This window comes from Streptomyces sp. NPDC055013, assembly GCF_053608645.1.
Window position 1 is genome coordinate 16,334 of record NZ_JBSGVW010000052.1, and the last position, 13,806, is coordinate 30,139.

General features: G+C 71.6%; 7 protein-coding genes. 1 reads left to right on the plus strand and 6 read right to left on the minus strand.

The window, feature by feature from the left end:
* Positions 1 to 106: 106 nt before the first annotated feature.
* Genes ACWGDB_RS38755 through ACWGDB_RS38775 form a run of 5 tightly spaced genes read right to left on the minus strand, consistent with a single transcriptional unit; the run spans position 107 to position 8,053 of the window.
* Entirely contained in the window at positions 107 to 712 is a 606-nt protein-coding gene (locus ACWGDB_RS38755) for a GTP-binding protein (RefSeq protein ID WP_383612893.1), read from the minus strand.
* Positions 693 to 4,343, minus strand: coding sequence for a hydantoinase B/oxoprolinase family protein (locus ACWGDB_RS38760; protein ID WP_453826758.1), 3,651 nt, complete (start codon positions 4,341 to 4,343; stop codon positions 693 to 695). Before ACWGDB_RS38760 ends, ACWGDB_RS38755 begins: the two co-directional genes overlap by 20 nt.
* Before the next feature lie 24 nt (positions 4,344 to 4,367).
* On the minus strand, positions 4,368 to 4,763 hold the full coding sequence (locus tag ACWGDB_RS38765) for a DUF742 domain-containing protein (protein WP_453826759.1): 396 nt from the start codon (positions 4,761 to 4,763) through the stop codon (positions 4,368 to 4,370).
* A 9-nt stretch (positions 4,764 to 4,772) separates the two neighbouring features.
* Positions 4,773 to 5,210 carry a roadblock/LC7 domain-containing protein gene (locus ACWGDB_RS38770; RefSeq protein ID WP_062722491.1) on the minus strand — a complete coding sequence of 146 codons (438 nt, stop codon included), beginning with the start codon at positions 5,208 to 5,210 and terminating at the stop codon, positions 4,773 to 4,775.
* Positions 5,207 to 8,053: a nitrate- and nitrite sensing domain-containing protein gene (locus ACWGDB_RS38775; RefSeq protein WP_453826760.1), complete on the minus strand. Its 2,847-nt coding sequence runs from the start codon at positions 8,051 to 8,053 to the stop codon at positions 5,207 to 5,209. Before ACWGDB_RS38775 ends, ACWGDB_RS38770 begins: the two co-directional genes overlap by 4 nt.
* A 379-nt stretch (positions 8,054 to 8,432) precedes the next feature.
* On the opposite strand from ACWGDB_RS38775, the gene ACWGDB_RS38780 reads away from it, so the two are divergent.
* A complete protein-coding gene (locus ACWGDB_RS38780; protein WP_453826761.1) occupies positions 8,433 to 9,011 on the plus strand; it encodes a hypothetical protein in 579 nt (192 codons plus the stop codon).
* A gap of 74 nt (positions 9,012 to 9,085) precedes the next feature.
* On the opposite strand, the gene ACWGDB_RS38785 is transcribed toward ACWGDB_RS38780, so the two are convergent.
* Positions 9,086 to 13,792: a hypothetical protein gene (locus tag ACWGDB_RS38785; protein ID WP_453826762.1), complete on the minus strand. Its 4,707-nt coding sequence runs from the start codon at positions 13,790 to 13,792 to the stop codon at positions 9,086 to 9,088.
* Positions 13,793 to 13,806: the final 14 nt, after the last annotated feature.

Here is a 13,806-nt window from a genome sequence, read left to right on the forward strand (position 1 = left end):
GGCGGTCCACGCGTGTGTGCGCTCCACGTGAGCCACGCGCGCGTGCCATGAGCCACGGCTCGTACCCCGGTCGGCGGGGGTACGGGCCGTGCCCGTTCACCGGGCTTCAGGTGGTCACGGTCTGCCGGCGGTCCGCCTGGTAGGCCATCGCGTGCTGGACGACACCGATGAGGATCTCCTTGACGGACTCCCGGTCGCGGGCGTCGCATAGCAGCAGCGGTACGCCGTCGTCGAGGTCGAGGGCCTGTCGGATGTCCTCCGCCGGGTAACGGGCGGATCCCTCGAAGCAGTTGACGCCGACGACGAAGGGTATGGAGCGCCGCTCGAAGTAGTCGACGGCCGCGAAGCAGTCCTCCAAACGCCGGGTGTCGGCAAGCACGACAGCGCCCAGCGCACCCTCGGACAGCTCGTCCCACATGAACCAGAACCGCTCCTGGCCGGGCGTGCCGAAGAGGTACAGCACCAAGTCCTCGCGCAGGGTGATGCGCCCGAAGTCCATGGCCACGGTGGTGGTGCGCTTGCCCTCGACACCGCTTGTGTCGTCGACCGGGCGTCCGGCCTCCGTGAGCAGTTCCTCGGTGCGCAGTGGCCTGATCTCGCTGACCGCCCCGACGAGGGTGGTCTTGCCCACGCCGAAGCCGCCGGCCACCAGGATCTTGAGCGTGACGGGCTCGACCGGAGGCTTCCCGCGCTCAGAACGCCCGAAGATCATCGATCTCTTCTCCTGCTTGATGGGGGTCGCGCGACGGTGGGCCGTAGCCTCCGCCGCCAGGGGTTTCGATGACGAGTACATCGCCGGCTCCGACGTCCGCCGAGTCGCTGGCGCCGAGTGCGGTGACCGTGCCGTCCGCGTGCTCGACGCGGTTGGCTCCCAGTGCGCCGGGTTCGCCGCCCGCCATACCGTAGGGCGGGACCCTGCGGTGCTGGGACAGGGTGGAGACGGTCATGGGCTCGTGGAACCGGATGCGGCGCACGGCGCCGTCCCCGCCGCGCCACTGCCCGGCCCCGCCACTGCCGCGCCGTACGGCGAACTCGTCGAGCTGTACCGGCAGTCGCCACTCCAGCACTTCGGGATCGGTGAGCCGCGAGTTGGTCATATGGGTCTGGACGACGGGCGCGCCGGGGAACCCGTCGCCCGCTCCGGATCCGGAGGCCACGGTCTCGTAGTACTGATGCCGTTCGTTGCCGAAGGTGACGTTGTTCATGGTGCCGGAGCCCTCGGCCTGGACGCCGAGCGCGGCGTAGAGGGCGCCGGTGATGGCCTGGGAGGTCTCCACATTGCCCGCGACGACCGCTGCCGGGGGTTCGGGGGCGAGCATGGAGCCGGACGGCACGACGATGTCGAGGGGGCGCAGGCAACCGTCGTTGAGCGGGATGTCGTCGGCGACGAGGGTGCGGAAGACGTACAGCACCGCCGCGTTGACGACCGAGCAGGGGGCGTTGAAGTTCGTGGTCAATTGCGGGGAGGTGCCGGTGAAGTCGACGGTGGCGCAGCGGTTCTCCCGGTCCACGCGCACGCGTACCCGGATGGTCGCGCCCGAGTCGGTCTCGTAGGCGTACTCGCCTTCGTCCAGGGCGTCGATGACCCTGCGTACCGCTTCCTCCGCATTGTCCTGGACGTGCTTCATGTACGCCTGGACGACGTCGAGACCGAAGTTCTCGATCATCCGGGCGACTTCCTCGACGCCCTTCCGGTTGGCTGCGATCTGGGCGCGCAGATCGGCGAGGTTGGTCTTGGGGTTGCGCGACGGGTAGCGCGCCTCGGTGAGCAGGCGGAGGGTTTCCTCCTCGCGGAAGCGGCCGTTCTCGGCGAGGAGCCAGTTGTCGAAGAGGATTCCCTCCTCCTCGATGGTGCGGCTGTCGGCGGGCATGGAGCCGGGGGCGATGCCGCCGATCTCGGCGTGGTGGCCGCGTGAGGCGACGTAGAAGAGGATTTCCCGCTCACCCTCCGTGTTCGTCGTACTTCCCGTGTCGAAGACGGGGGTGATCACAGTGACGTCGGGCAGGTGAGTACCGCCGTGGTACGGGTCGTTGACGGCGTAGGCGTCGCCGGGGCGCATCCGGGAGCCGCGGCGCCGGATGACCTCCTGGACGCTCGTGCCCATCGAGCCCAGGTGGACGGGGATGTGCGGGGCGTTGGCCACCAGGTTTCCGTCCGGGTCGAAGAGCGCGCAGGAGAAGTCCAGGCGCTCCTTGATGTTGACGGACTGGGCGGTGGATTCGAGGCGGGCGCCCATCTGTTCGGCGATGGACATGAAGAGGTTGTTGAAGACCTCGAGGAGAACCGGGTCGGCTTGCGTGTCGAGATCGGAACTCTGCGTAATCACCGTGCGTTCCATGACCAGATGCCCGTCGTCGGTCGTCGCGGCTTGCCAGCCGTCGTCGACGACGGTCGTCGCACTGGCCTCGGTGATGATCGCCGGACCGGTGACGGTTTCGCCGGGATCCAGGTGTTCTCGGCGGTGGAGGGGTACGTCGAACCAGGTTCCGCCCGTGTGGAGGGGGACGGTGCCCGGGGCGGCAGGCCTGTCTTCAGGGGCGGCTTCGTGAGGGGCGAGAGCGGAGAGATCGGGGGGTTCGGTGATGCCGGTGGCTTCGACGGAGAGGGCTTCGACGACGATCGGGCGGTCGAGGGTGAAGGAGTACGTGGCGCGATGACGTTCTTCGAAGGCGCGCCTCATCGTGTCGGGCTCGGTGAGCTCGACGGTGAGGGTGGTGTCGGTGCCGTCGTAGCGGAGTTGGGCGCGGCGGGTGATCCGGATGCGGTCCTCGGGGATGTCCTCGTCGAGGAGTTCGGTGCGGGCGGCTGCTTCCAGGTCGTCCGCGGTCTTCAGGATCCCGGGCATCGAGGCGGCCCGCAGAGGTGCCTCGACGGACTGTTCGCGCATGGCCGTCGTGTCGGCGAGGCCGATGCCGAGCGCGGAGAGGACGCCGGCCATGGGGGGCACGAGAACCGTGCGAATGCCGAGCGAGTCGGCGACCATGCACGCGTGCTGGCCGCCCGCACCGCCGAAGGTGGTGAGGGCGTAGCGGGTGACGTCGTGGCCCTTCTGGACGGAGATCCGCTTCACGGCGTTGGCGATGTTGGCGACCGCGATCTGCAGGTAGCCCTCGGCGACCTGCTCGGGCGTTCGGTCGTCGCCGGTCTGCTCGCGGATCTCGTTCGCGAGGGCTGTGAAGCGCTCACGTACGAGGGCGTCGTCGAGAGGCTGGTCCCCGTTGGGTCCGAACACCTTGGGAAAGTGAGCGGGTTGGATGCGGCCGAGCATGACGTTGGCGTCGGTGACCGCAAGTGGCCCGCCGCCCCGGTAGCAGGCGGGGCCCGGGTCCGCGCCCGCCGAGTCCGGCCCTACGCGGTAGCGGGACCCGTCGAATTGGAGGACCGACCCGCCACCGGCCGCGACGGTGTGGATGTCCAGCATGGGGGCGCGCAGCCTGACACCGGCGATCTGTGTGGTGAAGACGCGTTCGTACTCACCCGCGAAGTGCGAGACGTCGGTCGATGTACCGCCCATGTCGAAGCCGATGACGCGGTCGAACCCGGCGAGCTGCGACATGCGGGCCATGCCGACGATCCCGCCTGCGGGCCCGGAGAGGATGGCGTCCTTGCCACGGAACTGTCCGGCTTCGGCGAGGCCGCCGTTGGACTGCATGAACATCAGCCGCACGCCTTCGAGTTCATCGGCGACGTGCTGGACGTAGCGGCGCAGGACGGGCGAGAGGTAGGCGTCGACGACGGCGGTGTCCCCGCGCGGGACGAGCTTCATCAGGGGGCTGACCTCACTGGACAGCGAGATCTGCGGGAAGCCGATGCGGCCGGCGAGCTCTCCGACGGCCTGTTCGTGGGCGGGGTGGAGGTGGCTGTGCATGCAGACCACGGCGACAGCGCGGATCCCGTCGTCGTAGGCCTCCTGGAGGGGGCCGGCGAGGGCGTCCAGGTCGGGAGCGTGAAGGAAGGTGCCGTCGGCGGCGATGCGCTCGTCGACCTCGACGACCCGCTCGTACAACAGCTCGGGCAGTTCGATGCGGCGGGCGAAGATGCGGGGGCGGTTCTGGTAGGCGATGCGCAGGGCGTCACGGAAACCGCTGGTGATGACGAGAAGGGTCCGCTCGCCCTTGCGCTCGAGGAGGGCGTTGGTGGCGACCGTGGTGCCCATGCGGACGGCTTCGATGGGGTCCTCGGAGCCGTCCAGCAGGTGACTCACGCCCGCCACGGCCGCGTCGGAGTATCGCGCCGGATTCTCCGACAGCAGCTTGTGCGTCAGCAGACGGCCGTCCGGGCGTCGCGCGACAATGTCCGTGAAGGTGCCGCCTCGGTCGACCCAGAACTGCCAGCCTGTCACGTCACTACCCCGCTTCCGCGCCGCTCACAGCGCCCGCAGGCCGTTGATCACGTCGCGCAGAATACTCTCGTCCACCAGCTCGGCAGGCGGTACCGGCCGGTTCACATGGACGAATTCCGAGTCCACGAGATCTCCGACGAGGACCCGTACGACGCCGATGGGCAGATCGAGCTCGGCGGAGAGTTCGGCCACGGACTGCGGGGCGTCACGGCACAGTCCGACGATGTCCACATGTTCCGGGGACAGCGTCGAGTCGGTCTCCGGATCGTCCCCCTGCGGTTCCGCTACGACCACCGCGATCAGGTCGAGACGGTGCTGGGCTGCACTGGTGGTGCGGCCGCGCGTCATGGCGTACGGACGGACGACCGGTCCGGCCTCGTCGTCGAACCAGTGGCTTCTTCCCTGACCGTCAGCGCTCATGCCATCCCACTACCCGCCTGCGGGCAGATCGGTGCGCGGAGCGGTACCCAGATGCACGCCGACACGCTTGACGAGGAGAGTCATCTCGTACGCGACCAGACCGACGTCGGAGTCGGCGTCCGAGAGCACCGCGAGGCAGCTGCCGTCACCGGCGGCCGTCACGAACAGGAAGGCGTCATCGAGCTCGACGACGGTCTGCCGGACGTTGCCCGCCTCGAAGTGACGGCCCACGCCCTTGGCAAGGCTGTGGAAGCCGGACGCGACGGCAGCCAGGTGCTCGCTGTCCTCACGGGTCAGGTCCTTGGACACCCCCGTCGGCAGGCCGTCGCCGGAGAGCACGAGGGCCTTGCGAATGCTGGCGACGCGGTCCACGAGGTCGTCGAGGAGCCAGTTGAGCTCTCCGGCCTGGTTGGTCGCGGTGTGGCCGGTCGCTTTCGGTGCGGTCATCGACCGTCCCCCTTAGTCGTTCGTTGTGGTGCTGTGCCGCTGTGGGCGTCGTCGCCCGCGGCGTTCTCCTGGCGGCCGCGCTGCCAGCCGCGCTGGAGGGAGGCCATTCGGCTGCGGACCTCGTCCGCGTCCCGCTCGGAAGGCTCCGCCTTCTCCTCGGTGCGCGGTGCCGGGCCCTGTTTGAGCTGCGGAGCCAGGCTGGCCTGGCGTACGCGCCGGGGCAGCGCTCCCGCGCCGGAGCCGGCCTCCTGGGGCGGGGCGGTCGGGTTCGGGGCGGAATCGGAGCCGCTCGATGCGATCGCGGGACGACGTGTGCGCCGCGGGAGCGCCGGGGGCTCCGTCGGCTCACCGTGGTCGTACCCGGAGGGCGCTGCGTCGGTACGGTCACCGATCCGCCCGGGCGCGCCGGCTCCCTCGCCATGGGATCCCGTACCGCGACGGCGGGACGGCAGCGGAGCGAGGCCGTTGGACTGCGGACGACTCGGACCTGTCGACGACTCGGCGTCTGCCTTCTCCCACCGGGAGCGCTGCTCGGTGACAGGGCGTCCGTGTGAACTGACCAGCTTGGGCGTCCCGCGGCGGGCCAGCGGGACAGGCGCGCTCGCGTCGTTGTCCGGGTCGGCGTCGTCCGGCCCGCCGTGGATGCCGGAGACCGGGTGCGGGGTGCCGTGCGGGCCCGTTGCTTCGTCCTCCATGGGGGCGAGGGTACGACGCGGGCGGAAGAGGCCGCCGCGTTCGCCGTCCTCGTCGCCGAGCGCGTCCGGGAAGTCACCGAGGGCGCCGAGATCGACCGGGGCCTCCAGCTCGACCGGGCCGTCGAGCAGCGCGGCGGGCAGGCCGGGCACGCGGGCCGGCACCTGGGAGAGTGCCGTCCGGCGCGACTCCTCCAGCTCGGCCTCCTTCGAGGGCGTGGGCCGGTCGAGACGGAACCCGATGCCGTTGGTGTCCGGGACGTCGTCGGTGAGCAGCGCGTCGGGGATGAACACGACGGCGGTGGTGCCGCCGTACGGCGACGGCTGCAGCGAGACCCGGACGTTCTGCCGCTGGGCGAGCCGGCTGACGACGAACAGGCCGAGCCGGTCGGTGTCGGAGAGCTCGAACTCGGGAGTCTCGGCGAGGCGGAGGTTGGCGTCCAGCAGGACGTCGGCCGCCATTCCCAGACCGCGGTCGTGGATCTCCAGAGTGAAGCCGTTGGCGACCCGCTCGCCCAGGACCTGGACGGCGGTGTGCGGCGGGGAGAACACCGTGGCGTTCTCCAGGAGTTCGGCCACGAGGTGGGTGATGTCCGCGACGGCCGGGCCCGTGACGGCGACGCGGGGCAGGCGGCGGACCTCGATGCGCTCGTAGTCCTCGACCTCGGCGACCGCGGCGCGCACGACGTCCATGAGCTGCACGGGCCTGCGCCACTGCCGGGAAGGAGCGGCGCCGGAGAGGATCACCAGACCCTCGGCGTGCCGGCGCATACGGGTGGTCAGGTGGTCCAGGCGGAACAGGTCGGCCAGTTCGTCGGTGTCCTCGGTCCGGCGTTCCATGGTGTCGAGGAGGGTGAGCTGCTTGTGGAGGAGGACCTGGCTGCGGCGGGCGAGGTTGACGAAGACCTCCGAGACCCCGGCGCGCAGCTCTGCCTGCTTGACGGCGGCCTCGACGGCGGCGCGCTGCAGGGTGTTGAGGGCCTGTCCGACCTCGCCGATCTCGTTCTTGTCGTACTCCAGGCGTGGGACCTCGGTCTCCACGTCGACCTGCTCTCCGGCGGAGAGACGCCGCATCACACTGGGCAGGCGTACGCCGGAGGCCTCGTGGGCATCGAGGCGCAGCTGCCGCAGGTCGCGGACGAGGCTGCGGCCGATACGCACGGAGAGGAAGAGGGAGAACAGCAGGGCGAGCAGGCCGAGGACGCCGGCGAGGGCCGCCTTGACGATGACACTCATCGCTACCGGGCTGACGCGGTCCTGATAGCGGGCGCCCGCCTCGTCGTTGAGTTTGCTGAGCTCCTCGAGAACGCCTCCGGCGACGGTGTCCCAGCGCTTTGCGTCGACCGTGCTGGGCCTGCCCGGCTCGGCGGAGATGACGTCCTGCTCGGCGACTCGCAGCGGAGCGGTGGAGGCGTTCTTCCAGAAGCGCTCGTAGCGGACGCGCTCGGACGAGGGCAGGTCCGTCAGGCTGACCTCGTACATGAGGGTGCGCTGGGCGACGAGATCGGAGACATCGCGTATCTCGTCCCGGGAGAGCTTGCCCACCACCAGGGCGGAACTGAGCAACGCGTCCTCGCGGGAAAGCAGTTCGCGGGCGCGGGTGACGTTGAGAAGGGCGCGGGCCTGCTTGTCCATGGCCACGTTGTCGACGCCGTCGAGGGAGGCCAGGAGGGTGTAGCCGGGGTCCACGAGAAGGTTGTACTGGTGGAGGGCGTCGGCGCGGCTCACCGTGCCGTCCTCGACGCTGCGACGCAGGGGATTGATGCCGTCGAAGGCGTCCAGGACGGCAGTGAGGCGCTCGCTGTCGCCCTGGTCCAGCCCGTCGCGGACGTCGGGATCCTTGGCGTTCTTGCGGATCTCGGCGACGGCGGCGTCGGTGGCGTTGCGGGTGGCCCGCAGTGCGGACAGTGCGTCCGAGGCCCGGCGGTCGGCGAGATAGACCAGCGCCTGACGTCGTTCCTGCTGCAGGACGCGGACGGCGTCCTCAGTGGAGTAGCCGATCTTCTCGACGAGGGACGACACCGTGAAGAGCTGCGCCGCACCTCGCCCTGTGAGTACCGTGGCGAAACCCCAGATCGCGGTGAGGGACACCAGCGGCACGAGAAGCAGCGCCACCATCTTCCGGCGGATCGACGTCCCGCGAAAGCGCATGGCCTCCCCCAGCTCAAACCCCCACCCGGTCAGGGGGCACACATGTGCGTCAACAATCGGCGCGAGCCTACTACCGACGCACACGTAACTCGAAGAGAGATCCGGAATCTGAACTTCCGCACCGGTGGCGAGACATGGGGAGTTGTCCGGCCATTGGGGGAGATTGCCTCCCGCAATCCGGCGGCACCCCGGAGGACGAATCGGGCCGGCCTGTCCGGCCAGTTGGCCGGAAATCTACCTTCCTTGGGAATCTTCAGGACGCGCCGATCGTCCTTCTCTACGAGAAATGGGGGCGGATTGGGCCACAGGAGCCGCATCCAACCCCCGGGCGGCGTAAAACAGCGCAAGCCGGGCAACCGCTGGGGAGCTGAGTCTTCGGATGCGGGCGAGCGGTCTGCTGACGGTGGGGAGTGAGACGGTGACGGGCACGGTGGAGCGGCACGTGGCGCCTGAGGACGGCGATGCGACGCGCCGGACAGTGCGACAGGGTCCCGAGGCACTGGATCGCGACATTCCGGCATCCGGAGGCAGGGCCGCCGAGCGCGCCGCGGCTCAGGAGCAGCCGTGTTACCAGCCGTTGTGGATCGAGGAGCCCGCCCGCCGGCGCCGGATGCCTGATCCGGTGCGTACGGCCGCGGTGCGAGCGGTTCTGATAATCGCCTTGACGATGATCCAGGCAATGGTGGCGTTCCTGTGCACGCTGGCCGGATCATGGCTGGCGTTCCCGATGGTCATCAGCAGCGTGACGAGCACCGTGGTGGCGACGTGGGCCGCGCTCGACGTCTGGGTGACGCGCCAGGTGTGGAACCAGCGCAACGGCGTGGTGTCGGCCCCCAGCAGCACCGCCCGGTCCCTGCGACGCGAGCGGCGCATAGCACGACGGCAGGCGCGCGCCGCGGAGCGGGCTCAGGAGCGCATACGCCGGCAAGCCGGGACGGGGCGGTTGTCGCACCCTTGAGATAGCCGGCACAGACGGGCACTGACCCGCGAGGACAGACTCCACGCTGCTTTCCCGGCTCGCCGGCCGTGCGGCTAGGGAGTCGCAGGCGCCGCCGGGCGTTTGAACATCCTTGTGGCCGTGATCTCGCTGCGCACCGCCTCCCCCGCCTGGGGCTGCTGCGGCAATCCCGGGCGGAGATGCTCCTCCACGCTGATGTACTTCAGGCCGGCCCTGAGGTCGGCGTCGTTGCGTAGCCGGATGACCAGCGGGAACTCCGCCAGGGCGGTCGTGTCGAACAGGCCGGTCGTGTAGAGGAGTTGGACGCCGAGGGCGTCCGAGACGGCTCGCTGCAGCTCCAGGAGGTAGGTGGCGTTGGCACGTCCGATGGGGTTGTCCAGGAACAACGTGCCGGCGTGGCGGTGCTTGTCCCGGCCCCGGTCGTTGGACCGCAGGGCGGCCATCGTGCAGTACAGGGCGATGGCCGCCGTCAGCAGCTGTCCGCCGGAGAACACGTCGCCCATCTGCCCGACGGGCACCCGCTCGGCACGCAGCACGGCGTCCGGCTTGAGGATCTCGACGGCGACGCCCTTCGGCTGAAGCGCCGCGGCAACGCCGCGCAGGAGCAGGGACATGCCGTCTCGCCGCAGGTCCGAGTTCTTCTTCACCGCCGCGCGCGTGGCCTCGTCGATGACCTCACCGAGGCGTTCCGTGAGGGTGGCCTGGTCGGGCTCCTCGAAGCGGATGCGCAGGAACTCCTGTCCGGACCACTCGCCGAGGCCCTCGGGCAGACGGGACAGCCGCTGGGCGGACCGCAGGGTCGTCAGCGCCGACTCGACCAGGCCGCGGAGGCGGTCCACGATGGAATCCCGGTTCCGTTCCAGCTGGGCCAACTCGTCGGTGAGCACGCGCAGTCGGGGCGCGAACGCGTCCGCCCACTTCTGCGCGTGTTCGGGCAGTGCCGAGGCGGGCAGCTCGCGGATCTGCTGGCGAGCGGGGGTACGTACCTGCTCGTAGCGCGTGGAGTTGGCATGCCGTACGAGCACGTCGCTCGCCTCGCGGACGGCGGCCTCGGCGGCGGAGAGGTCGGCGGCGCAGCCGCGCAGCGACCGGCGGGCCTCGGCGGCGGAGTGCCGGGCCTCCTCAGGGCTGCCGGGGTACGGCTCTGGCGCCTCCTGCTCCTCGTCCGAGGTGTGCTCCCGCAGCAGGTCGCGCAGCATCGCGGCGATCTCGTCGAAGCCTCCGGCGGCGTCCTCGGCGGCGCGGTGGGCTTCGAGGAGCTCCGCGTGCGCCTCGCGGGCCCGGGTCAACGCCTCGGTGCGGGAGGCGAGTTCGGTGGTCGCCGTGCGCAGCAGCGCCTGCGCGTGCTCGGCGTCGCGCGGCTGGAGCTCCTCGGACAGGTCGGTGTGGGTCTCGCCGTCCTCGGGCGCGTGCCGTTCGGCCTCGCCGCGAAGCCGTCCGAGCTGCTCGCTCGCGCTGGACATCCGGGTCTCCAGGAGCTGGACGAGCTCCTCCGCGCGCGAGGCAGCCGCCTGCCGGGAGGGCCCGTCGGAGCCGTCGGGCGACTGAAGGAGCTGTTCCGCCCGGGTGCGGACCTTGTTGCTCAGCCGGTCAAGTTCCGCGCGGGCCGCGCTCTCGTCGCTCTCCGCGCGGGCCTGCTCGGCGCGTAGATCGGCGCCGACGCCGACCTTCTCGTACACCTGGGAGGCGGCCCGGTATGCCTCGCGCAGCGCGGGCAGGGATGCCCTCGGGGCTTCCGTGTCGGTGTCCGGCACGTCGTCGGGGGCGCCCGCGATCTCCGAGCGCTCGGCCCGCAGGGCACGCGCGGTGCGACGCGCGTCGTCGGCGGCGCGCTGGGCGGCGCGGCGATCCTCGTCGGCGGCGCGGGCGCGCTCCAGGCAGGTCTGCGCGCGGGCCTCGGACTCGGTGGCCTCGTCGGCGAGTTCGCGCAGCTTGACCTGCCAGCCGGCCCGCTCGCGCAGCCGGAACGCCAGCCCGGCCAGGGCGTCGGCGGCTCGCCGCGCCTTCTGGGCGCCCTCCTGACGCTCGTCGCGGACCTGCGCGGCCTCGGCCGCGGCTTCGTCGGCCTCGGACCGAACGGTCCGCGCCTCGGCCAGCTCCGCCTCGGACTCCTCGGCGAACGCGCGCGCGTCCCGGGCTGTCTGCGCCAGTTCGACCAGCCGGCCGGCCGGGCAGCCGGTCCGCCACGAGGCGAGGCGCGCCGCCAGTTCCCGGTCCTTGCCCAACCGCGCGGCGAGTGTGCGGATCTCTTCGTCCCGCTCGGTGGCCCGCGCGCGCAGCGCCTGCCTTTCCTCGTCGGCGGCGTGCTCGTCGTGCATGGCGGGGTTCGGCGGCACGAGGAAGACGTCAGGAGAGGTGCCGCTCGGGGAATCCGGCGCCGGGGTCGGGGCGAGCAGGGCGGCTGCGGTGCCGACCGCCACGGCGGAGCGGGGCAGCAACGCGGCGTCGCTCAGTACCTCGCGGGCACGCGCGTGCGTGGCGGGGTCGGTGATGATCACGCCGTCGACCAGTTCCGGACGGGCGGCCAGCACGCGCGCGTGGTCGGCCGGGTCGACCGCCTGCGCGAGGTAGCGCCAGCCCGGCAGCGCCGGGATGCCCTGCTCGCCGAGGAACTCCACGGTGGCCAGCACGTCCGGGCCGGGCGGCAGCAGTCCGCCGTCACCGAGCGCGCCGAGGATCCGGGAATCGTCGGCGGCTGCCGTCCGCAGTTCGAAGAGCTGCCGCTCGGCGGTGGAGACGCGGTCGTCGAGCAGTTCGCGCAACTCGTCGGCGAACCGGTCCAGCTCTTCCGGCGTGAGGGCGCCCTCGTCGACCGAGCCCTGAGCGACCGCGTCAGCGGCGTCCTGCGCGGCCGTGCCCCCCTCGCCGTCGTCACCCGCGCGAGGCGCAGGTACGGCCCCCGGGGCAAGAACGGCCCGGCGCTTCGCGCCCGATTCGCCGGTCAGGCCGATCAGTTCCCCGAGCCGCTCCTCCGCCGCCAGTCCCTCGGCGAGACGGCGCTCGGCGTCGTATGCACGCTCCGCGGCGGCTGCCGCGTCGGCCGCGCGGGCCGCCGTCAGCTCGGCGCGGGACTCGGTCGAGGCCGCCTCGCGCGCGTGCTCCGAAGCACGCCGGGAGGCCTCACGGGCGGTGTCCCAGGCCGCGACGGCCGTCTTCTCGGCGTCGCTCGCCGCAAGGGCCGCGCGGGCGGGGTCGGCATCGGGCGCGCTGTCGTCGAGCCAGCCGGCGCGCACGGCCTCGGCGGTCTCCTGCTCGACCTCGGACAGCCGCTGGCGCAGGTGCCCGACCTCGCTGCGGGCGCGCTGGGCCTCGGTGGCGGCGGCGGTGGAGTCCCGGTACGCGGACTCGCCGACCTCCTGGAGGGCGGCGGACCGCTCCTCCCCCTCGTTGGCGAGGCTCTCGGCGCTCTCCGCGGCCGCGTGCAGGGCCCGTACGAGATCGACGGCGGCCTTGGCGCGGGCAGCCAGCGCGGGGGCCGCGTCGCGCTCGGCCTCCTGGATGGCGGCGGCCACGCGCGCGACGCGGTCGGCGGCGGCGCGGTGCCGCAGGGCGGTCTCGGCGGCCTGCCAGGCCGAGTGCAGTGTGCGGGCGTCGGCGAGCTCGCGCTTCTGCGCCGCCGCCGACTTCTCGGCAGCCGCGAGTGCCAGCGAGGCATGCCGGTAGGCCAGTTCTGCAGCGATCAGCGCGCTGCGGTCCCGGCCCGCCTCGGCGTGGGTGACTGCGGACGCGGTGGCGGTGGCCCGCTGGGCGAGGTCGGCGGCCCGCACGCGCTCCTGGACGCCCCGCGCGGACAGCCGCCGGGCCAGGGTCCGGGTGCGCCGCTCGGCACCGGCGTGGATGTCACGCGCGCGTGAGCGGACCTCGGCGGCCTCGACGATGCGCCCCAGCAGGTCCACGGAACCGGCGGTGAAGTCCCGCTCGGCGATCAGCTCGGCGCGCCGGCCCAGCTTGTTGCCGAAGCCGCCGACCAGGTCGGCGAGGCCGTCGGTGTCGCGCGTGTCCGTCACGGCCCGCAGCAGCAGGTCGGTGAAGTCGGAGTCCTTCTTGACCGCGAAGAGGCCGGCCGCCTCACCCTCGTCGGCGTTCATCTCCCGCTGGTAGCGGAACAGTTCGGGATCGAGGCCGAGGTCGCCGAGATGTTCGATCCAGCGGTCGTGGATCTCCTCCCAGTGCACCTCCAGATGCGGGTACGCCTTGCCCGCCTCCGTGATGGCGTCCCGGAAGCCCTTCATGGTGCGCCGCCGTCCCCGCGCGCCCGACTGCCCCTCGGCGGGCGGCCGTACGGCGGTGGACTCGGCGACGGGCAGGTTGTCCAGGCTCAGCCCGGGGCCCGGGCGGAAGGAGTACCAGGCCTCGGCGAACTTCCGCGGGTCGTTGGAGACCTGGCGGCCGCGCCACTCGCTCGCCTTACCGACCACGACGCACTCGCCGGTGAGCGTGTGCTGCCACTCCAGCGCGACATGCCCGCAGTCGTCGGCGAGCAGGAACTTACGCAGCACGCCGGAACTGGCGCCGCCGAGCGTGTTGCGATGCCCCGGCAGCATCACGGAGAAGATCAGCTTGAGGAGGACCGACTTGCCGCCGCCGTTCTCCAGGAAGAGCACCCCCGCGGGAGCGGGCCGGCGCGGCGGCCCGACGGGCTCCTCCTCGAAGAACTCCGCCTGCATGGGCGCGGGATCGGGCACGGGCTCCCCGACACCACGCAGGTCAAGCACGGTGTCGGCATAGCGCGCACCGGCCGGTCCGATGGAGTAGAGGCGGACCCGGGACAGCTCGTACATGGCGGACTCTCGTA